The following is an 18,934-nucleotide window of genomic DNA, read 5'->3' as shown; positions in this document are numbered from 1 at the left end:
CGGGCGCGCGCCGGCCGCGGGCGCCGTACACGGCGGTGCGCCGGACGGGGACCTCCTCCCGCCCGGCGCACCGGGGACCGTGGTGCCGTCCGGCGGCTACCCCTGGTCCGCCGCGAACGAGGCCATCCAGGCCAGGGCCGCGTTCCAGTTCACCGTCAGCTCGTTGGTGGACCAGGACTGGATGTCGTCCACGTAGCAGAACTGGCCGGTGCAGCCCCGCAGCAGGTTCTGCGCCACCGGGTCCTGGATGCTGGAGTTCGGGCCGCCGGAGAGCGTGCCCGCCGGGGGGTTGGGCAGGCTCGGCTCCAGCTGGTGGGCGTACCACCGGCTGTGCTGGTTCACCGAGGTGACGTCGCCGTAGCCGGTCACGTACGAGATGTTGAGCGCGTTGCGGCCCAGGATGTAGTCCATGCTCTGCAGCGCCCCGTCGCGGTACCGACGGTCACCGGTCAGGTCGTACGCGGTGGCGATGACGTGCGCGTTGTTCAGGACCTGCGCGTTGGAACCCCAGTCGTAGACGTTGTCCTTCGGCGCGTACGGCAGGCCGTACGGGTGCTCGCGCAGGGCGGCCAGGTACTGGTCGGCGCCCTTGACCACCGAGGCGCGCACCGAGCGCAGACCCGGGAGACGGTTCGGGACGGTGGCGAGGTCCAGCCGGCCGGCCGCCGCGGTGCGCTGCCAGTCGAAGCCGAGCGGGTTCCAGATGTCCGCCGTGTGGACCGGGGACTTGAGGATGTACCGCTCGTACTCGCTGTCACCGGTGGTCAGGTACAGCTGCACGGCCGCCCAGTAGAACTCGTCGGAGGCGTCGGTGTCGGGGTAGGCGCCACCGCCGATGCCGTCGTTCGGGTCCGGCAGGAGGTCCGGGTGGGCGAGCGCGGCCCGCCAGGCGGTCTTCGCGGAGGCCAGGGACTCCTTCGCGAACGCCCGGTCGTAGGGACGGTACAGACGCGCGGCCTGGGCGGCGGTGGCCGCCAGGTTCAGGGTGGCCGTGGTGGTCGGCGGGTGCAGCTCACGCTTCTTCGGGTCCAGGTGCGGCATCAGCGGCAGCCCGGTCCACTCCGAGTCGTGGATCTTGTGGTGCGCCATGCCGGCCAGCGGCTGCCCGCTCGGCACCTGCATCTTCATCATGAACTCGAGCTCCCAGCGCGCCTCGTCGAGGACGTCGGGAACCCGGTTGCCGGACTCGGGGATCACCAGGCTGCCGTCGCGCAGCGTGCCCGGGCTGCCGGAGAAGGCGTGCAGGGAACGCTCGTAGGTGCGCAGCAGCTCCCAGGTGGAGATGCCGCCGTTGACGACGTACTTGCCGTGGTCGCCGGCGTCGTACCAGCCGCCCGTCACGTCCAGGGAGTAGTCGCAGACGCCTTCCTGGCACGGCACGTCGGTGTCGCCCTGGTTGGGCGCCTCGCCGACGTGGCCCGCCGGGCGTCCGTAGCCCGGGCGCAGGTCGTCGCGGATCGCCTGGCCGGAGCGCTGCGTGTAGTAGAACTTCAGCGAGTCCAGCCGGAGCCGCTCGTAGGCGGTGGCGGAGATGTCGAAGGGGCGGCTGGTCTCGCCGTCGGCGACCAGCACGAAGCCCTTGCCCGAGCCCCGGTAGGACCCGAAGTCGACCGAGTGGACGTTCTGCCCGGAGGAGGCGTCGACGCCGCGCGGCACGGTCCTGCCGCGGGCCACCGCCTTGCCCCCGGCGTTGCGCAGCTCCCAGGACAGGGCGGTCGTCGCCTCGGTCACCACGGTCGCGTTCTTCGGCCCCTTGGGCAGGTAACCGACCTGGTTGACGCGCACCCGGGGGCCGGTGTCCGGCTCGTACTTCTCCGGCGGCACGCCGCCGACCAGGGAGATGTCGTCGAGGCACATCCGCCACGCGTCGGCGCTGCCGCCGGCCTGGAAAGCCACCTGCCCCTGCGTGGTGTCCGCCGGGGCGGTGAAGGTGTAGGTGTAGTCGTTGCCGGAGACGCTCAGCTGGGGGCTGACCTCGAAGTAGGTGTCGTACGGGTCCACGGCCAGGCCCACCACGGCCCGCACCACGTGGTCCGCCGGGTTCCCGGTCGCCGAGAACGAGAAGCGGTAGGTCTGGCCCTCCTGCAGCGTGAGGTCGTTGTGGCCGACGATCGCGTCCCAGCGGTTGGCGGTGCCGCCGGGTATCGCGGCGCACATCTCCCCGTCCTCCAGGGCGGTGGTGACGTTCGCGCTGCTCCACCAGGGATCGGTGGAGGTGTCGAAGGTGCCGTTCTTGATCAGCTCGACCTCGTCGGCGCCCGCCGGTCCGGCGGGCAGGGTGAGGGCGGCCGCCAGCATGGCCGTCGTCACACCGAGCAAGGTGGTTCTGCGTCGTTTCACGTCCGGGGCTCCTCGGTCGCGTGGGGTGGTCACGGGCGTGCCCGACCGGGAGGCAGGCAGGTGGGAGCGCTCCCATCCCGGTAGGCGGTCATGCTCATGCACATCTGATCCGGCGTCAATGGGATGGACGGGACGGATGTGAGGGCCGGGAAGTAACGCGACGTCAGAGCGGTGGGGAGGGCGAGGAGGAAGCGGAGGGGTTGCCGCCGCCGGGGGCGGCGGGGTGCGGGTGGGGAGGCCGCGGTCCCGGTGCGCGGGGTTCCGGCGCGCGTGGCCCATTGCTCGGGGGCCTGTGAGCCCGGAGGCCCGTCGATTGCCTGTCTGCCGGCGAGGGCAGTGCTCGCGCGTCCCGGCAGGAGCCCCTACCGCGTCAGCCCTTGCCGCGTCGCGACCGGCGGCAGCGGTTCGCGGGCCGCGTGCCACGCGGGAGGAAGGGCGGCGACGCCGGTGCGGGCGGCGACGACCCCGCCCGCGATGGCGCAGGTGGTGTCGATGTCACCGCGCCCGGCGACCGTGACCCACAGCGCCTCGTGGAGGTCGTCGAGGTGACCCGCCGCACACCACAGGGCGTACGGCACGGTGTCGGGCCCTGACATCCGGTAGCCGGAGCCCAGCACCTCCGCGGCGTGCCGGACGGAGGCGTGCTCCGGCATCCGGGCCGCGATGCGCACTCCCGACCGGACGTCGCTGTCGGGGAGCCTCGCGGCGACCGCCTGAAGGAGGTCCGGCCGGGCCGGGGCGGGTCCGCCGCGGCTGCGGGTCGCCAGCGCCGCGGCCAGGGCTACCGCCACCGCCCCGGCGACCGCCTCCGGGTGATGGTGCGTGACCGCGGCCTGGCGTGCCGCCTGCTCGGCCGCCACGCCGAGGTCGGCGCCGTGCCAGGCGCCGAGCGGGGCGGCTCGCATGGCCGCGCCGTTGCCCCAGCTGCCCTGGCCGCCGAACTGCCCGGCGACCACCTCCCGCCAGGGCTCGCCCGCGTCGATCCGGCGCAGTACGTCGTGCATCGAGGCCCCGTAGCCGCGGTGCGTGTCCTCGGTGTAGGCCGCCGCCAGACGCAGGGCCAGGCGGTCCTGGTCGACGACGCCTCGGCCTTCGACGAGCTCCCGGACGAGGACCACCGCCTGAGCGGTGTCGTCGCTCCACCGCCACAGGGGTTCCGTGGGCGGCGTCCGCGCCTCCAGGGCCTCCGGACCGTGGCGGCGCAGGATGCCGAACCAGCGGTCGCCGAAGGCGTCCCCGAACGCCGGCCCGGACAGCGAATCCAGTGCGGCGGCAGGCGAGTCGAATCGGCGCAGTATCGCCGCGCCCCTGCTCTCCCGCACTGCGATTACCGGGCCGCCGGGAGGCGGGAGAGCCTCAGGCGATGGAGGCGGAGACGATGGCCGAGACCGCCAGGTTGCAGGAGGCGGTGACCCACACGGCGGGGTGCGGCTCCGGCTCGACGAGGGTGGCGCCCAGCTTGCCCGGGGTGACCAGGTCCACCACGAGGAAGGCGACCGCCATCATCACCAGACCCAGCAGACCGAACACCGCGGTCGACAGCAGGCCCTTGCCGAAATCGTCGTAGGTGGTCCAGATCGACGTGAAGACGATGCCGCCTATGCCCAGCAGCGCCGAGCTGAGGAGCAGGGCGGCGTTGCGGTTGCGCTCCTCCCAGATCTGCCGGCCCAGCTTGCCGGGCGTCAGCAGGTCGATCAGGAAGATGCCGAGGATCAGCAGGACCACGCCCAGGGCGCCGTACGCGGTGGCCCGGCCGAGGCCTTCGATGATGTCGTTCATAGGGGTGTCGGCTCCAGCGATGAGTGATCGGCAGTCAAGGAGAGGCAAAATCTAGCGCAGATGTTCGGCACCGGCGGCGGTGAGGCGGTGGCCCGATCCGGCCGTCCGCTGTTCAGGCGGACTTCACCGCGGCGTCCCCTGCCGTGCGGGGTGCCGCCGGTACGTTCCGGCCATGCCGACCGACCCCTCGGTGATCCGGCTCCTGGCCGTGCTCGCCGTCCTCCTCTGCGCACCGCTCGCGGCCGCGCTGGGCCTGCGTGCCCTGGAACTCGCCGGGCTGCTGGGCGCCGGACGGCAGGGCGTGCGGCCCTCCGTCCGGCTCGTCGACGCCGCCGCGCACACCGCTGCCGTCCGCCGCCCTGTGCCGGGCCGTCTACGCGCGCTCGCCGGGTGCGCCCTCGGGGCCTCGGCCCTGGCGCTGTGCGCCGCGTTCGCCGTGGTGACGGCGGTGCGCGGCCAGGCGTGACGGTCGCGGTCGGGCCGACCGGCGGGGCCTGACCGCACGGACCGTCAGGGACGAGCGGCGTCCTCGGGCCACACGACGGTGACGGGGAGGTGGACGCCCAGCGCGTAGGCGACCGTGTCGGCGGTGCCGCCGTAGCCGAGTGCGGGCCGGCCGTCCCAGACGGCGAGGAGTTCGTCGCTCAGCCCCACCAGGATCTCTCCCGCGGTCTGGCGGGCCTGGGGGGTCGACGTCTCCAGCCCCGTCCGGTGCACACGCCGGGCCTGCTTCACCAGGTCGTCGTAGACGGGCAGGTGCTCCGAGGACAGGGTGGCGCGGTGGTCGTCGGCGGGGACGACGATCTCCAGCGCCGCACCGGCGTCCAGCGCGACCCTGGCCAGCCGGCTCTCCGGCCCCTCGGCGGCGCAGGTGACCACGGTCAGTGCGGCCGGGTCGTAACGCCTCAGTCGTTCGGCGAGCCTTGCCTCGACCTGGCCGACGATCTCGTGGCTCAGGCGGCGGTGCCCGGTGATTCCCACACGCATGGTGCGATTCCTCTACGCGTACGAAAGTGGAACGTGATGTCGAACTTCCGCACCATAGCGCCGAGTCGGGGTACGAGCGGGGCGGTACGGGAAACGTCGTGAGAAGAAGGGGCGCCGGAGCCGCCGCCGAGGCTTCCCTGACCGTCAGGACCTTCGCCCCGCCGGGCGGACGGCGCGTCACGCGACGGTCGCGCCCCCGCTTCCCGTCCTCGCCGAGCGCCGCTCACCTCCCGCCCCGGGCTCGAGCCGCAGTCTCGCGGAGCCGTGGCCCGCACCGCCCCGTGAAGAGGGCCCCAGGGTGCGGCCCGCGCCGGGGTCGCAGCCCGCCGCCGCCCCGTGAAGGCAGCCCCGGGCCGCGGCCCCGCGCCGGGTCAGGCGAGCTTCGCGGCCTGGGCGTCGATGACGTGCGAGGGGATGTCGTACGGCTTGTTGTCGACGAGGCGCGCGAGGTTGGAGCCGTAGAACGTGGCGACCACGTTGCCCTTGCGGACCACCTCGACGTGCACCGTGGCCGCGCCCTCCTCCGACGAGACGGTCACCGCGTAGGCGACGGACTCGTCGCCCTTGCCCGACGCCTTCTCCTCGGCGACCTTGGTGACCTTCTGCGGCCCGTCGAAGGTCATCTCGAAGCCGCCCGCGCAGTCCTTCGCCGAGGCGGAGGCCGCGGCCACGCCCTCCTCGGCGCCCTCGCCCTCGTAGGAGGCGAGCGACACGATCACCATGTCCATGTCCATGGAGTCGTCGAAGGCCTTCTTCCACTCCTCCGGCTCCATGCCCTCCATGGACTCCGGAGCCTGCTTGTCCTCCACGACGTTGCTGAGGGTCTCGGCCGCGGGCGAGCCCGGGGCGAAGCCGGACACCGTCTGGGCGATCGCGAGGCACTTGGGGTCCGTGCTCTTGACGTCCTCGCGGTCACCGGGGGACGCCGGAGCCTTCTTGACCTTGAACCCCTTCTCGACCTCGTCGTTCGTGAGGTGCAGGGCCTTGAGCTCGGCCTCGGTCAGCGGCTTCGCGGCGGGCTTGGAGTCGCCGCCGGCGTCGCTGTCGGACTTCCCCGCGGAGCCGCCCTCGGAGCAGCCGGTCACCAGCGCGAGGGAGAGGGCGGAAAGCAGGGCCGCGCCCGCGTGCAGGCGGGTGATCTTCTTCAACATCATGTCTTTCTGGTGATCCCGGCACGGAGAACCGTGATCGTTCCCGTCGTGCGCCCATGAACGGGTCGAAGTCTCCAAGCCTCGTTGACACGATGTCAAACAGAATTTCGAACCGCGGCATTGACACCGGCCGCCCTTCCGCCGAGTCTGCCGGACGGCAACGAAGCCGGTGGGACGAAGGGGTTGGGGAGCCGTATGGGGAAGAGCCGCCGAAGGACACTCTCCGGGCTGGCCGCGCTGGGCGCGGCGGCGTTGATGGTCGGCGTGGGAGCGGCGCCCAGCCCGGCGACGCCCGCCGAGAGGTACGTGGCGCTCGGGGACTCCTACACCTCGGGGCCGGGCATCCCCCGGCAGACGGACGCCGACTGCGCCCGCTCCGACCGCAACTACCCCTCGCTGACCGCGCGGGCGCTGGACGTCGCCTCGTTCAAGGACGTCAGCTGCGGGGGCGCGACCACCGCCGAGATGTGGCGGTCGCAGAAGAGCAACCCGCCCCAGCTGACCGCCGTCTCCAAGGACACCACGCTGGTCACCCTGCAGATCGGCGGCAACGACATCGGCTTCGGCGAGATCATGAACACCTGCGGACGTCTCGGCGCGACGGACCCGGCGGGCGCGCCCTGCACGGCCTACTGGACCGGCGGCGGTCGGGACGTCCTCGCCGACCGCATCGAGGCGGCCGCGCCGCTGGTGGAGAAGGCGCTGGACGCCGTCCACGCACGCTCGCCGCGGGCCCGGGTGTATGTCCTCGGCTACCCGCCGATCCTGCCGGAGAGCGGCTCCGGCTGCTGGCCGGTGGTGACGGCGGCGGCCGGCGACGTGCCGTACATGCGGGCCACCGCCAAGCGGCTCAACGCGATGCTGCGCGAGGTTGCCGAGGACAACCGCGCCCGCTACGTCGACACCTACGCCCCGGCGATCGGCCACGATGCCTGCCGGCCGCCCGCCGAGCGCTGGACGGAGCCCCTGGTCCCCGCCTCCCCGGCCGCCCCGTACCACCCCAACGCGGCCGGCGAACAGGCCATGGCCGACGCCCTGCTGGGGCGGCTGGCGGAACCGGGCCGCGGGCGCTGACCCCGGTCACGCTGGTCCCGGCCGGAGGCGGCCGGGACCCGCGCGGGCGGTGTTTGCGGGCCGTCCGCCGCGGCCAGGCTCGGGGGCATGGGTGACTTCAGGTTCTCCGTCAACGTCCTCGGCCTTCCCGCACCCGGCGAGTTCGCCGAGCTGTGCCGCCGGGTCGAACGCCACGGCTACGACGTGCTGTTCGCGGCCGACCACCTCGGCATGCCCTCGCCGTTCCCGGTGCTCGTGGCGGCCGCGCAGGCGACCGAACGTCTCCGGGTCGGCACCCTGGTGCTCAACGCGCCCTTCTGGAACCCTGCCCTGCTCGCCCGGGACGTCGCCACCACCGACGTCCTCACCGGCGGCCGCCTCGAGGTGGGTCTCGGCTCGGGGCACATGAAGTGGGAGTTCGACGAGGCGGGCATCGCCTGGCAGGGCTTCTCCGGGCGCGCCGAGCGGCTGGAGGAGACCGTCACGGAACTCGGCCGCCGCTTCGCCGCCGACGGGTTCGCGCAGCAGGAGCGGATGCGTGAGGCCTACGGCATGCCCGTACTGCGCCCCGTGCAGCGGACCGGCTTCGGGGGGTGGGGGCCTCCGCTGATCGTCGGCGGCACCGGCGACCGGATCCTGCGGATCGCCGCCCGCCACGCCGACGTGGTGAGCGTGGCCGGCGCCTACCAGATCAAGGGCCGCCCGCCCGGCTCCTTCCGCATCGGTTCGGCGGCCGAGACCGAGGAGCGGGTGGCCTTCGTCCGGGCCTGCGCAGGGGAGCGGGCCGGGGACCTCGAACTGCACGTCCTGGTCCAGATGGTGCTGGTGACCGACGACCGGGCCGGCGCGGCCGAGGAGGTGGTGTCGCGGTTCGGTCCCGCCATGACCGTCGAGGAACTGCTGGAGGCGCCGCACGTCCTCATCGGCTCGGTGGACGAGATCGCCGGGCAGATCCACCGCAACCGCGACCGGTTCGGCTTCACCCACTACACGGTGCACGGTCCGTACACCGACGTCTTCGCCCCGGTGATCGAGGCGGTGCACCGCGCCGCGGGGTGACCGGGCCGAGGCGCGCGGAAGCGGTCGGGGCGCCCCTCTCCCGAACAGGCGTACCGGTCGGTATGCTCTGCCCGGTCGTCGTCGCCGTGCGGGAGGAAACCATGTCCGAGGTCAGCAACTCCCGTACCGCGCTGCGGATCTGCCCGCTGTGCGAGGCCACCTGCGGACTCGTGCTCACCGTGGAGGGCAGCCGGGTAACCGGCGCCCGGGGCGACCGTGAGGACGTGTTCAGCCAGGGCTTCGTCTGCCCCAAGGGCGCGGCCTTCGGCCGGCTCGACGGCGACCCCGACCGGTTGCGCGCACCCCTGGTGCGCCGGGACGGCGTGCTGCGCGAGGCCACCTGGGAGGAGGCGTTCGCCGCCGTCGCCGAGGGCATGGCCCCGGTCCTGGAGCGGCACGGGAGCGAGGCCGTCGGCATGGTGCTCGGCAACCCCACCGTGCACACCATGGCCGGCGCCCTCTACCCGCGGCTGCTGCTCGGCGCGCTGGGCACCCGCAACCTCTTCACCGCCTCCACCGTCGACCAGATGCCCAAGCACGTCTCCTGCGGACTGCTCTACGGCGACCCCGACGCCATCCCGGTCCCCGACCTGGACCGCACCGACCACCTGCTGATCGTCGGGGCCAACCCCCTGGAGTCCAACGGCAGCCTGTGCACCGCCCCCGACTTCCCCGGCCGCCTCAAGGCCCTGCGGCGGCGCGGCGGCACCCTCACCGTGATCGACCCGCGGCGCACCCGCACCGCCGCGCTCGCCGACCGCCACGTGGCGATCCGCCCCGGCACCGACGCGCTGCTGCTCGCCGCCATGGCGCACGTGCTGTTCGCGGAGGACCTGGTGGACACCGGCGACCTCGCGCCGCACCTCGACGGCCTGGACCGACTGCCGGAGGCACTGCGGGAGTTCACCCCCGAGGCGGTCGCCGACGTCTGCGACGTGGAGCCCGCCGAGGTGCGCGAGCTGGCCCGCGAACTGGCCGCCGCGCCGACCGCCGCGGTCTACGGACGCGTCGGCAGCTGCACCGTGCCGCACGGCACCCTCGCCAGCTGGCTGGTCGACGTGCTCGCCGTCCTGACCGGCAACCTCGACCGCCCCGGCGGCCTGATGTTCCCGCTGGCCGCCACCGCCCGGGCGCCCCGGCCGGCGGGGCCGGGCCGCGGCTTCACCCTGGGCCGCCGCCACTCCCGGGTCGCCCGGCACCCCGAGGCCAAGGGCGAACTCCCGCTGGCCGCCCTCGCGGAGGAGATCGACACCCCCACCGAGGAGGGCGAGCCGATCCGCGCCCTGGTCGTCTCGGCGGCCAACCCGGTCCTCTCCGCGCCCGACGGGGAGCGGCTCGACCGGGCGCTCGCCTCACTCGACTTCATGGTGAGCGTCGACCCCTACCTCAACGAGACCTCCCGGCACGCCCACGTGGTGCTGCCACCCCCGCCGCCCGCCCAGAGCCCGCACCACGACTTCGCCTTCAACACCCTCGCGGTGCGCAACCAGGTGCGCTACACCCGCCCCGCCGTGCCCCTCGAGACCGGACGCATGGCCGAGAGCGAGATCTTCGCCCGCCTGGTCCTCGCGGTGAGCGGCGCGCCCGACGCCGACCCGGCGACCGTCGACGCCACGGTGATCTCCCGCACCCTCGGCCACGCCGTGCAGGACCCGCACTCCGCGGTGCACGGCCGCGACCCCGAGGAACTCGCCGCCGACCTCACCGGCGCGGACGGCTGCGAACGCCGCCTCGACCTGATGCTGCGCCTCGGCCCCTACGGCGACGGCTTCGGCGCCCGCCCCGGCGGTCTCCGGCTGAGCGAACTCCTCGACCACCCCCACGGCATCGACCTCGGACCGCTGCGCCCGAGGATCCCCGAGGTGCTGCGGACCCGCAGCGGACGGATCGAACTGCTGCCGGAGCCGATCGCCGGCGACCTGCCCCGGCTGCGGCAGGCCCTCGGCCACCGCCCCGAGGGGATGCTGCTGGTCGGGCGGCGGCACCTGCGCTCCAACAACAGCTGGATGCACAACATCCCCGCCCTCACCGGCGGCTCCAACCGCTGCACCCTGCACGTCCACCCCGAGGACGCGGCCCTGCACGGCATCGCCGACGGGCAGGCGGTCCGCGTCAAGGGAGCCGGCGGCGAGGTCACCGCGCCCGCCGAGCTCACCGACGCCGTACGCCGCGGCGTGGTCAGCCTGCCGCACGGCTGGGGCCACGACCGGCCCGGCACCCGCACCCGCCACGCCTCCGCAGACCCCGGCGCCAACGTCAACCAGCTCCTGGACGGCACCCTGCTCGACCCGCTCTCCGGCACCGCCGTCCTCAACGGATTCCCCGTCACCCTCTCGCCCGCCGGCTGACCCGGCCCGCCTGCCGCGCCCGCGCCCGCGCCGACGCGATCGGACCAACCGGACGGGCCCCCCACCTCCCTGCGTGCGAGGGTGGAAGCCGTTCGTCCACGGCCGGGACAGGAGGCGGGGTGCACCGCGCGACACGGGAAAAGGGCCGCCGGGGGTCTCCCGGCGGGCGCACCGGGAGGCGGGCGCGGTGAGTGAGCAGCAGCAGAACGACGAGATGCCCTTCGCCGACCTGCGCAAGCGCCTCGACTCCGAGATGGACGAGATCGCCCGGCACCTGCGGGCGCTCGGCTCCACCAAGAACCGGCTCCAGGGACTGCTGGACGCGGTGCTCGCCATCACCGGGGAGCTCGAGCTCAGCGAGGTCCTGCGGCGCATCGTCGCCACCGCCATGGAACTGTGCGGCGCCCGCTACGGAGCGCTCGGCGTGCTCGACGAGGGGGGCGAGAGCCTCGAGCAGTTCATCACGGTCGGTCTCAGCGAGGAGGAGTACGAGGCGCTGGCCGGCATCGAGTTCCCGCACGGCGAGGGCGTCCTGGGTCTGCTCATCCAGAATCCGGAGCCGCTGCGGCTGCGGGACATCTCCGGCCATCCCGCATCGGTCGGCTATCCGCCCGGTCATCCCGCCATGTGCAGCCTCCTGGGCGTCGCCATCAGCGTCCGCGGCGAGATCTACGGCGACCTCTACCTCTCCGAACGCCTCGACGGCCAACCCTTCGAGAGCGAGGACGAGGAGGTCCTGGTCGCGCTGGCCAGCGCCGCCGGCATCGCCATCGAGAGCGCCCGCCTCTTCGAGCAGGTCCGCGACAGCGCCGAGACGTTCCAGCGCCTGCTGCTGCCCACCCTGCCCGACCTGAGCCCTTTCTCCGCCGCCACCGTCTACCGCCCCGCCGAGGAGCCCAACCACCTGGGCGGCGACTGGTACGACGCGATGCGGCTGCCGGACGGCGCGCTGGGCATCGTCATCGGCGACGTCTACGGCCACGACCTGCCCGCGGCCGCCACCATGTCGCAGATCCGCAACATGCTGCGGGCCCTGTTCTACGACCGCCGCACCCCGCCCAGCGACATCCTGCGCCAGCTCGACGTCACGGTGGCCGCCGGCACCACCCAGCCGGTGACCACCGTGCTGGTGGCCCGGGTCGAGCCGGCCGGGCGGGAATGGGACCTCCACTGGTGCGTGGCCGGCCACTACCCGCCCCTGGTGATCCAGCCCGACGGGCAGGCGGAGTACCTGCTGCACGAACCGGGACTGCCGCTGGGCGTGGACCCGTCCATGGACCGCCCGGACCACCGCAGGAGGCTGCCGCCGGGCGCCACCGTCGTCTTCTTCACCGACGGCCTGGTCGAGCACCCCGCCCACGCCATCGACGAGGGACTGGACGCCCTGCTGGAGCTCGCGCTCACCCACGCCGCCCTGCCCGTGGACGAGCTGGTGAACGCGCTCGCGGACCACCACCCCAGCGACGGACGCGACGACGTGGCCATCCTCGCCCTGCGCCTGCCGCCGGACGACTGAGCCGGCCGCGGGCACGAGCGGGGCGGCCGCCCCGTGCCCCGGCGTCGTCGAGGACCGCCGCGTCAGGCCAGGACGGCGGCCGTCTCCGGACGCAGGGTCCGCACACCCCGCCGCAGCAGCGCCGCGCCCGCGACGGCGACGGCCAGCGCGGCCCCCGCCGCGACCGCGGGGAGCAGGTAACCGTGCTCCGCGCCGTGCCGCTCGACGACCCAGCCGGCCGCCGCGCTGCCGAGCGCGATGCCGCCCAGCAGCGCGGTGGTGGTGAGCGTCAGGCCCTCGTTGATCCGCTCCCGGGGCACCAGCTCCTGGACCAGACCGGTGCCGGTGATCATGGTGGGGGAGGTGGCCGCCCCGGCCAGGAACATCAGCGGCACCAACGCGGTCAGCGTGCCGGCGAACACCAGCGGCAGCATCAGAACCGCCATGCCGGCCACACCGGCCAGGAAGCGCCGCACCGGCCCGCCGTGCCAGGCGACCACGCCGAACAGCAGCCCCGACACCGCCGATCCGGCCGCCTGCAGTCCCAGCACCACCCCCGCCAGCGCGCCGTGGCCCACCGACTCGGTGAACGCCACGGTGACCAGCTCCAGGGAGCCGAACACCGCACCGGTGCACAGGAAGGTGAGGGCCATGACCTGGATGCCCGGCTGCCGCAGCGGGGCGGTGGAACGGCCGTCCGCGGACGCGGGAGCGGCGGCCCGCACCGGCGGCTCGGTGCCGCGCCGGCCGGCGAAGAGCAGCGTGCCGGTCAGGGTGAGCGCCAACGAGCAGACCTTGCCGGCCCAGGGCGCGGCGGAGGTCGCCAGGGCGACGGCCAGGACCGGGCCCAGGACGAAGCACACCTCGTCCAGCACCTGCTCGAAGGAGTTGGCCCGGTGCATGGCCACGGCGTCGCCGTCGTGTATCTCGGCCCACCGGGCCCGCGCCATCGCGCCCACGTTCGGCGCGGTGGTCGACAGGACGCTCGCGGCGATCAGCGCCCGCGCGGGGGCCCGCAGCACCGCGCACACCACCAGCACGCCGGTCCAGGCGGACGACCACACGGCGGCCGGCACCGCCACCCGGGCCTGCCCGAACCGGTCGACCAGCCGCCCGAGCCACGGCATGGTCACCAGCGTGGTGATCAGCGAGGCGAAGGTGACCAGACCCGCCAGGGCGTAGGACCCGTGCGTCGACGACACCATCACCACCGTGGCGACGCCCGACATGGCGAGCGCCAGCCGGGCGAGGAAGCCCGCCCCGGTGAACGCGGTGGCTCCCTCGGCGGCGAAGAGGCTGCGGTAAGGGGCGGGCACGAGGCGACAACGCACAGGGACTCCGGTGGGGGCGGGGCAGGACCGCGTGATCATGCCACGCGGTCCCGGACCGGTCGAACGGAATTCCGGCCGCCCTCGGACCCGTCGGCCCTCGTCAGCCTCCGTCGACCAGCCGGACCGCGCCCGTCGGGCAGGTCGCCGCGGCCTCCCGCACCGCGGCGGCGTGCCCCTCGCCGGGCTCCGGATCCAGGAGGACCACCCGCCCGTCCTCCTCCTGCTGGTCGAACACCTCCGGGGCCACCAGCACGCACTGGCCGGCTCCGCAGCACAGCCCCTGGTCCACCGTCACCTTCACGCCCGCCGCCCCCGCTCCCGGCACGCCTCCTCCCGGCGTCACCAGCGCACCGGGAGGGCGGTCAGGGCGGTGACGATCAGGCCGTCGTCGAGCTGCAACTCTTCCACGGGTACGGCGAGTTCGAGTTCGGGCAGGCGTCGCAGCATCACCTCCAGCACCACCGCCATCTCGGTGCGGGCGAGAGCCTGCCCGACACAGGAGTGCGGGCCCACGCCGAAGGAGATGTGCGGGTTCGGGCTGCGGTCGAGGACCATCTCGTCGGCCCGCTCGAAGACCGTCGTGTCCCGGTTGGCCGCCGCCATGCTCAGCATCACCGTCGTCCCCGCCGGGACCACGGCGTCACCCACCTTCACGTCCTCGCTGATGAACCGGGGCAGCCCCAGCCCGAGTTGGGCGTCGAACCGCAGCGCCTCCTCCACCGTCGTGCGGATGAGGGAAGGGTCCGCCAGCAGGGCCTCCCAGCGGGACCGGTCGGCGAGCAGGAACGCCGTCATCTTGCCGATGCTGTTCGCCGTGGTCTCGTACCCGGCGGCCAGCAGCGCCTTCGCGGTCTCGAGCAGGTCCGCGCCGGCCATCCGGTGTCCGGCGGCGTCGGTCTGCACGATCAGGTTGCTGATGATGTCGTCCGCCGGCTCGCGCCGCTTGGCCTCGATGTGGCCGAGCATGTAGGCGTCGAACTCGGCGGTCGAGGCCGCGGTCTCCTCCTTCGAGAAGCGGCTGAAGTTCATCATGACGTTGGACCAGTGGGCGAAGCGGTCCTTGTCCTCGTCCGGCACGCCCAGCATGGAACAGATCACCCGGATCGGCAGCGGGAAGGCCAGCAGGGCGCTCAGGTCGGCGGGCGCGCCCCGCTCGACCATGGCGTCGATCAGTTCCTCCGCCATCTGCTCGATCTCGGGACGCAGCGCCGTCATCCGCTTGGCGGTGAACCAGCGGCTGACCATCCGGCGCCACTGCTCGTGCGCCTCGCCGGCCGACGCCATGCTCTTGGACTCGCTCTGGCTGTACAGGTCCGTGCCGTCCGCGTTCAGGCCGACCGCGCCCTCGGCCGACAGGTCGCGGGAGAAACGCGGGTCTCCGGTGACCGTGCGGACGTCCGCGTAGCGGGTCAGCAGCGTCATCTCCCCGCCGCCCACGGCGATCCGCGCGTGCGGACACCCCTCGCGCAGCTCCGCGAACTCGGCCGGCGGCTCCAGCGCCGACTGCCAGGGGAACGGATAGCTCAGCGGTGCGGCGTCGTCGACCGACATGGCGGGCCTCCTGAAACGGGACGGGATCAGGTGTCGCGTCACCCTAGGAACGCCGGTCCGGCCCGGCCAGAAGGCGTCACGCGCCGCGCGGCCGGTTCCCGGCAGCCGGTGGTCCGCGGGCCCGGCGCGGAACCCGGCGGTCCACCGCGCCCGGCCGCGCTGACCGGCACGGACGGTCCGAGGGGCCCCGCGGGCGCGCCGTGCGCCGACGCCGCCCACAATGGCGGGAATTGGCATCCGGGCGACCCCGGGGCCCCGGCCGACCCCAGGCGGCCGGCCCTAGGCGCCCCGGCCGACCCCGGGCGTCCCGGGCGGCCCCGAGGCATCCGAGCGGCCCGAGCGGGCCGCTCCGTGAGGATCAGCCCTTGTCCGCCCCGCCGGTGAGTCCTTCGGTCAGCAGCCGTTCCGCCGCGAAGAAGAGCAGCACCACCGGGACCGTCAGCACCACCGATCCGGCCATCAGCACCGTCTTCGGCACCTCCACCCCGTCGGCGAGCTGCGCCAGGCCGAGCGAGACGGTCCACCGCTCCGGGTCCGCCGCGAGGAACAGCAGGGCGAACAGGAACTCGTTCCAGGCGATCATGAAGACGTACAGCCCGGTGGCCATCAGCGACGGCACGGCCAGCGGCAGCACCACCTTGCGCACCGCGCGCAGCCGGGTGCAGCCGTCCAGCGCGGCGGCCTCCTCCACCGAGACCGGCACGGTGACCAGGTAGTTCTTCAGCATGTACACCGAGACCGGCACCGTCTGCGCCACATAGACGACGGCCAGCCCCACCAGACTGGAGGACAGCCCCAGCCTCGCGAAGATCACGAAGAGCGGGACCGCCAGCAGGGTCGCCGGGAACAGGTAGACCGCGAGGAACAGGGCGCTCACCTGACGCCGGCCGAAGAACCGCAGCCGGCTCACCGCGTACGCGCCCGGGACCGACGCGAGCAGGGTCAGTGCCACCGTCCCGAGCGACACCAGCGCCGAGTTGAGCAGGAACCGCAGGAAGCCCTGCCCGCCCGCGTCCGTGGACCGCAGGACGTCGCGGTAGGTGGACACCGTGAAGTCCTCCGCCGACACCCACAGCGACCCGGGGTCCAGCAGGAGCGCGTCGATCGGCTTCACCGACAGCAGCAGCATGTAGAGGAAGGGCACCAGGGTGATCAGCGCCAGCACCACGACCACCAGCGGTCGCACCACGGCGAACAGCCGCTCCTCGAACCGTGCCCGGGAGACCCTCACGTCTCCTCCTCGCGCGCCCGGTCGCCGAAGAACCGGAAGTAGCAGCCGAGCAGCACCATCAGCGAGGCGGCGAGCACCAGCGCCTGGGCCGCGGCCGCGCCCACGTCGTAGCGGGCGGTGAGGAAGTCGTAGACCCGCACGGCCGCCACGTCGGTGCCCGCGCCGCCGCCGGTCAGCAGATAGACGTCGTCGAACTTGTTGAACGTCATGATGAACCGCAGCACGCACAACAGCGCCAGCACCGGGGTGAGTTGCGGCAGCAGCACGTACCGGAACCGCTGGCTCGGCGTCGCCCCGTCCACGGTGGCCGCCTCCTCCAGGTCCGCCGGGACGGCCTGCAGGCGGGCCAGGACGAACAGGAACGCGAAGGGGAAGTACCGCCAGCTCTCGAAGGCGATCACCGTCAGCAGCGCCAGGGGCACCTCGACGTGCGCGCCGAACAGGCCCACCTCGTAGCGCCGGGAGGTCAGGAAGGCGATCGGGTCGTCCCAGCCGAGGAAGCGCCGCCCCCAGTCGTTGACGATGCCGTACTGCGGGGAGAGGGCCACCTCCCACAGGAACGCGGCGGCGACCACCGGGACGACGTAGGGCAGCAGCATCGCCGCCCGCAGCGGCCCGCGCCCGGGGAACGGACGGCGCAGGGCCAGCGCGGCGACCAGCCCCAGCAGGATCGAGCCCGCCGTCCCGCCCACCGTGTAGACCAGGGTGACCAGCAGGCTCTCCCAGAAGCCGCCGGTGGCGAACACCTCGGAGAAGTTGTCCAGCGTCCAGTGGCCCAGCAGCCCCATGCCCTGGATGTCGACCAGCCGGGCGTCCTGGAAGGCGAGCAGCACCGTCCACAGGATCGGCAGGGCGACGACCACCAGCACCACCAGGAAAGTGGGGGAGACGAAGGCGATGCCGGCCCGGTTGGCCCGGCTGCTCGCGGTCGACGGTCGCCGGGACGCCGGTCCGCGGGCGGACCGGCGGGGCTCGGGCCGAGGGCCGGTCGACCGGTGCCGTCCGGCCGGCCGGCGTCCGTGTCCGGGCGTGCGGGGCCCGCGTCCGGGCGTGCGGGGCGCCGGCGGAGGACCGGCCGCGGAGCTCACGGCGATCTCCGGGGAGCGGCCGCCCGCTCCAGCGACGCGCGCAGGGAGGCGACCTCCTCGTCGGCCTGGGCGGCCGCGCTGGCGGGGGAGAGCTGCCCCGCGGTCATCGCGCCGATCGCCTTGGACACCGGCAGCTCGCCGCCCGCGGCGCCGACCAGGGCGCCCTCGCCCTGTGCGATACCCCAGCGGCGCATCCGGCGCACCCCCTCCACCAGCCGGTCCAGCAGCTCCGCCGGGTACACCTCGTCGATGGGCCGGCGGCGGTCCACCCCCAGCTCGCTGCTCCGCCAGGCCCGCAGATAGCGGTCCGGTTCCTCGGCGGTGCCGCGCCGGACGGGGATCTTTCCCTCCGGCGCCATCCCGAACCAGCCCTCGTACCCGGCGCCCATCATGTACTCGACGAACCGGCGGGAGGCCTCCTCCTCGGCGGTCCGGGTCACCGCCCAGGAGGTCACCTCGCCGAACTGGGCGGGCTCCGCGGCGTCCGGTCCCCGCAGGGAGGTGACGATCCCGCTGTTCCTCGACAGGAAGCGGGGATCCTTCGCGCACTCCGGGCAGCTCGGCAGGGCGTCGGCCCGCAGTCCGGCCATCTCGTCCAGGACGAACGACGACCAGATCACCATGGAACTGCGCCCCGCGAAGTAGGTGGCGCGGGTGGAGTCCACGGTCTGGGTGCCGGGCGCCCCGTAGTCCCGGGCGAGCCGGTCGTACACGGCGAACGCCCGCTCGCAGCGGGGCGACGCCAGGGACACCCTCCCCGCCTCGACGAGACGGCAGTCGTTGGCCAGGGCCAGGCTCTCGAAGCTCTGCGAGGTGAAGACGTCGGCGGGATCGGTGGCCGCGGACACCCCGCCCCGGCCGTCGCCGGTGAGCCGGCGCGCCGCGTCGAGCATCCGGCCGTAGGTGTCCGGCGGGGACAGGCGCCCCCGGTCGAACCGGTCCTTGCGGTAGACCAGCAGCTGCAGCCAGGCGTCGGAGGGCACCGCGAGACGGGTCGCGCCGTCCGAGGCCAGCGCGAGGGCGTTCGCGTCGAAGGTGCCGGGCCCCAGCGTCGCGACGACGCGGTCCGGGATCCGGGTGTTCAGCAGTTCGTTGCCGTACATCTGCCAGATCTGTCCCAGCGTGGCCGCCCCGATCACGTCGGGGAGCGTTCCGGAGGCCGCGGCGGACATGACCAGCTGGGGCATCTGCGCCTCGGCGACCCCCACCAGCTCGACCTCGATCCCGCTCTCGCGCCGGAACCGGTCGACCACCTTCTCGGTGGCGGCGATGCGATCCGGCAGGCTCTCCTGCGACCAGACGGTGATCCGGCGGTCCGGACGGCCCGGCCCGGTCTCCCCGCCACAGCCGGACAGCGACCCGAGCAGCAGAGCCGCCGCGGCGGCGAGTGCGGCCTTCCAGGGCCGCCGACAGGGCCGTCGGGCCTCGCGCATCTGTGACCTCATCGCCTTCCCCTGCACCGGGCCGGTGGCCCGGCATCGCCTGCCGGTCCATCAGGAGTAAGCGCGGGCACGAACCGCC

Annotated in this window: 16 protein-coding genes; 5 read left to right on the top strand and 11 right to left on the bottom strand. The window is 73.7% G+C overall.

What is annotated here, in order from left to right:
* Positions 1-96: 96 nt before the first annotated feature.
* The 3 genes from ABT026_RS20195 to ABT026_RS20185 all read right to left on the bottom strand — a co-directional run bounded on the left by ABT026_RS20195 (position 97) and on the right by ABT026_RS20185 (position 4,119).
* The gene (locus tag ABT026_RS20195) at positions 97-2,340 is read right to left on the bottom strand and encodes a glycoside hydrolase family 9 protein (RefSeq protein ID WP_351116059.1); all 2,244 of its coding nucleotides are present in this window, start codon (positions 2,338-2,340) and stop codon (positions 97-99) included.
* Positions 2,341-2,702: 362 nt separating this feature from the next.
* Complete coding sequence (locus ABT026_RS20190) at positions 2,703-3,662, bottom strand: ADP-ribosylglycohydrolase family protein (protein ID WP_351116058.1); 960 nt, start codon at positions 3,660-3,662, stop codon at positions 2,703-2,705.
* 34 nt (positions 3,663-3,696) lie between these two features.
* Entirely contained in the window at positions 3,697-4,119 is a 423-nt protein-coding gene (locus ABT026_RS20185; protein WP_351116056.1) for a DUF350 domain-containing protein, read from the bottom strand.
* A 172-nt stretch (positions 4,120-4,291) separates the two neighbouring features.
* Here ABT026_RS20185 and ABT026_RS20180 point away from each other — a divergent pair, with 172 nt between their 5' ends.
* Positions 4,292-4,585 (top strand): hypothetical protein, encoded by a 294-nt coding sequence (locus ABT026_RS20180; RefSeq protein WP_351116054.1) that lies wholly within the window; start codon positions 4,292-4,294, stop codon positions 4,583-4,585.
* A 44-nt stretch (positions 4,586-4,629) separates the two neighbouring features.
* Here ABT026_RS20180 and ABT026_RS20175 read toward each other — a convergent pair whose 3' ends face one another.
* Together ABT026_RS20175 and ABT026_RS20170 are read right to left on the bottom strand one after the other, a co-directional pair.
* Positions 4,630-5,106 carry a hypothetical protein gene (locus ABT026_RS20175; RefSeq protein ID WP_351116053.1) on the bottom strand — a complete coding sequence of 159 codons (477 nt, stop codon included), beginning with the start codon at positions 5,104-5,106 and terminating at the stop codon, positions 4,630-4,632.
* 371 nt (positions 5,107-5,477) lie between these two features.
* A complete protein-coding gene (locus ABT026_RS20170; RefSeq protein ID WP_351116052.1) occupies positions 5,478-6,257 on the bottom strand; it encodes a hypothetical protein in 780 nt (259 codons plus the stop codon).
* A gap of 195 nt (positions 6,258-6,452) precedes the next feature.
* Between ABT026_RS20170 and ABT026_RS20165 the strand changes: the two genes are divergently transcribed.
* The 4 genes from ABT026_RS20165 to ABT026_RS20150 all read left to right on the top strand — a co-directional run bounded on the left by ABT026_RS20165 (position 6,453) and on the right by ABT026_RS20150 (position 12,233).
* Positions 6,453-7,331, top strand: a complete 879-nt coding sequence (locus ABT026_RS20165) for an SGNH/GDSL hydrolase family protein (protein WP_351116050.1) — start codon at positions 6,453-6,455, stop codon at positions 7,329-7,331.
* Positions 7,332-7,418: 87 nt separating this feature from the next.
* On the top strand, positions 7,419-8,369 hold the full coding sequence (locus ABT026_RS20160; RefSeq protein WP_351116049.1) for a TIGR03621 family F420-dependent LLM class oxidoreductase: 951 nt from the start codon (positions 7,419-7,421) through the stop codon (positions 8,367-8,369).
* A 101-nt stretch (positions 8,370-8,470) separates the two neighbouring features.
* Positions 8,471-10,717 carry a molybdopterin-dependent oxidoreductase gene (locus ABT026_RS20155; protein WP_351116047.1) on the top strand — a complete coding sequence of 749 codons (2,247 nt, stop codon included), beginning with the start codon at positions 8,471-8,473 and terminating at the stop codon, positions 10,715-10,717.
* A 214-nt stretch (positions 10,718-10,931) separates the two neighbouring features.
* Positions 10,932-12,233 (top strand): PP2C family protein-serine/threonine phosphatase, encoded by a 1,302-nt coding sequence (locus ABT026_RS20150; RefSeq protein WP_502968017.1) that lies wholly within the window; start codon positions 10,932-10,934, stop codon positions 12,231-12,233.
* A 62-nt stretch (positions 12,234-12,295) separates the two neighbouring features.
* Here the strand turns inward: ABT026_RS20150 and ABT026_RS20145 are convergent, their stop codons facing one another.
* The 6 genes from ABT026_RS20145 to ABT026_RS20120 form a co-directional block, all read right to left on the bottom strand.
* Complete coding sequence (locus tag ABT026_RS20145; RefSeq protein ID WP_351116046.1) at positions 12,296-13,528, bottom strand: MFS transporter; 1,233 nt, start codon at positions 13,526-13,528, stop codon at positions 12,296-12,298.
* A 115-nt stretch (positions 13,529-13,643) separates the two neighbouring features.
* A complete protein-coding gene (locus tag ABT026_RS20140; protein ID WP_351116078.1) occupies positions 13,644-13,844 on the bottom strand; it encodes a ferredoxin in 201 nt (66 codons plus the stop codon).
* A 38-nt stretch (positions 13,845-13,882) separates the two neighbouring features.
* On the bottom strand, positions 13,883-15,094 hold the full coding sequence (locus ABT026_RS20135; RefSeq protein ID WP_351116045.1) for a cytochrome P450: 1,212 nt from the start codon (positions 15,092-15,094) through the stop codon (positions 13,883-13,885).
* Positions 15,095-15,452: 358 nt separating this feature from the next.
* Positions 15,453-16,325 carry a carbohydrate ABC transporter permease gene (locus ABT026_RS20130; protein ID WP_351116043.1) on the bottom strand — a complete coding sequence of 291 codons (873 nt, stop codon included), beginning with the start codon at positions 16,323-16,325 and terminating at the stop codon, positions 15,453-15,455.
* Entirely contained in the window at positions 16,322-17,197 is an 876-nt protein-coding gene (locus ABT026_RS20125; protein WP_502968016.1) for a carbohydrate ABC transporter permease, read from the bottom strand. Before ABT026_RS20125 ends, ABT026_RS20130 begins: the two co-directional genes overlap by 4 nt.
* 212 nt (positions 17,198-17,409) lie before the next feature.
* Entirely contained in the window at positions 17,410-18,846 is a 1,437-nt protein-coding gene (locus ABT026_RS20120) for an ABC transporter substrate-binding protein (RefSeq protein WP_351116042.1), read from the bottom strand.
* Positions 18,847-18,934: the final 88 nt, after the last annotated feature.

It is taken from the genome of Streptomyces sp. NPDC002734 (genome assembly GCF_040295685.1).
Lineage (GTDB): Bacteria > Actinomycetota > Actinomycetes > Streptomycetales > Streptomycetaceae > Streptomyces.
This window is presented reverse-complemented; position numbering and strand designations above follow the sequence as displayed.

Excerpts from the sequence above, each read along its gene's own strand:
- ABT026_RS20185 (WP_351116056.1), bottom strand. The coding sequence starts at position 4,119 with ATGAACGACATCATCGAAGGCCTCGGCCGGGCCACCGCGTACGGCGCC.
- ABT026_RS20180 (WP_351116054.1), top strand. The coding sequence starts at position 4,292 with ATGCCGACCGACCCCTCGGTGATCCGGCTCCTGGCCGTGCTCGCCGTC.
- ABT026_RS20175 (WP_351116053.1), bottom strand. The coding sequence starts at position 5,106 with ATGCGTGTGGGAATCACCGGGCACCGCCGCCTGAGCCACGAGATCGTC.
- ABT026_RS20170 (WP_351116052.1), bottom strand. The coding sequence starts at position 6,257 with ATGTTGAAGAAGATCACCCGCCTGCACGCGGGCGCGGCCCTGCTTTCC.
- ABT026_RS20165 (WP_351116050.1), top strand. The coding sequence starts at position 6,453 with ATGGGGAAGAGCCGCCGAAGGACACTCTCCGGGCTGGCCGCGCTGGGC.
- ABT026_RS20160 (WP_351116049.1), top strand. The coding sequence starts at position 7,419 with ATGGGTGACTTCAGGTTCTCCGTCAACGTCCTCGGCCTTCCCGCACCC.
- ABT026_RS20155 (WP_351116047.1), top strand. The coding sequence starts at position 8,471 with ATGTCCGAGGTCAGCAACTCCCGTACCGCGCTGCGGATCTGCCCGCTG.
- ABT026_RS20150 (WP_502968017.1), top strand. The coding sequence starts at position 10,932 with ATGCCCTTCGCCGACCTGCGCAAGCGCCTCGACTCCGAGATGGACGAG.
- ABT026_RS20135 (WP_351116045.1), bottom strand. The coding sequence starts at position 15,094 with ATGTCGGTCGACGACGCCGCACCGCTGAGCTATCCGTTCCCCTGGCAG.
- ABT026_RS20120 (WP_351116042.1), bottom strand. The coding sequence starts at position 18,846 with ATGCGCGAGGCCCGACGGCCCTGTCGGCGGCCCTGGAAGGCCGCACTC.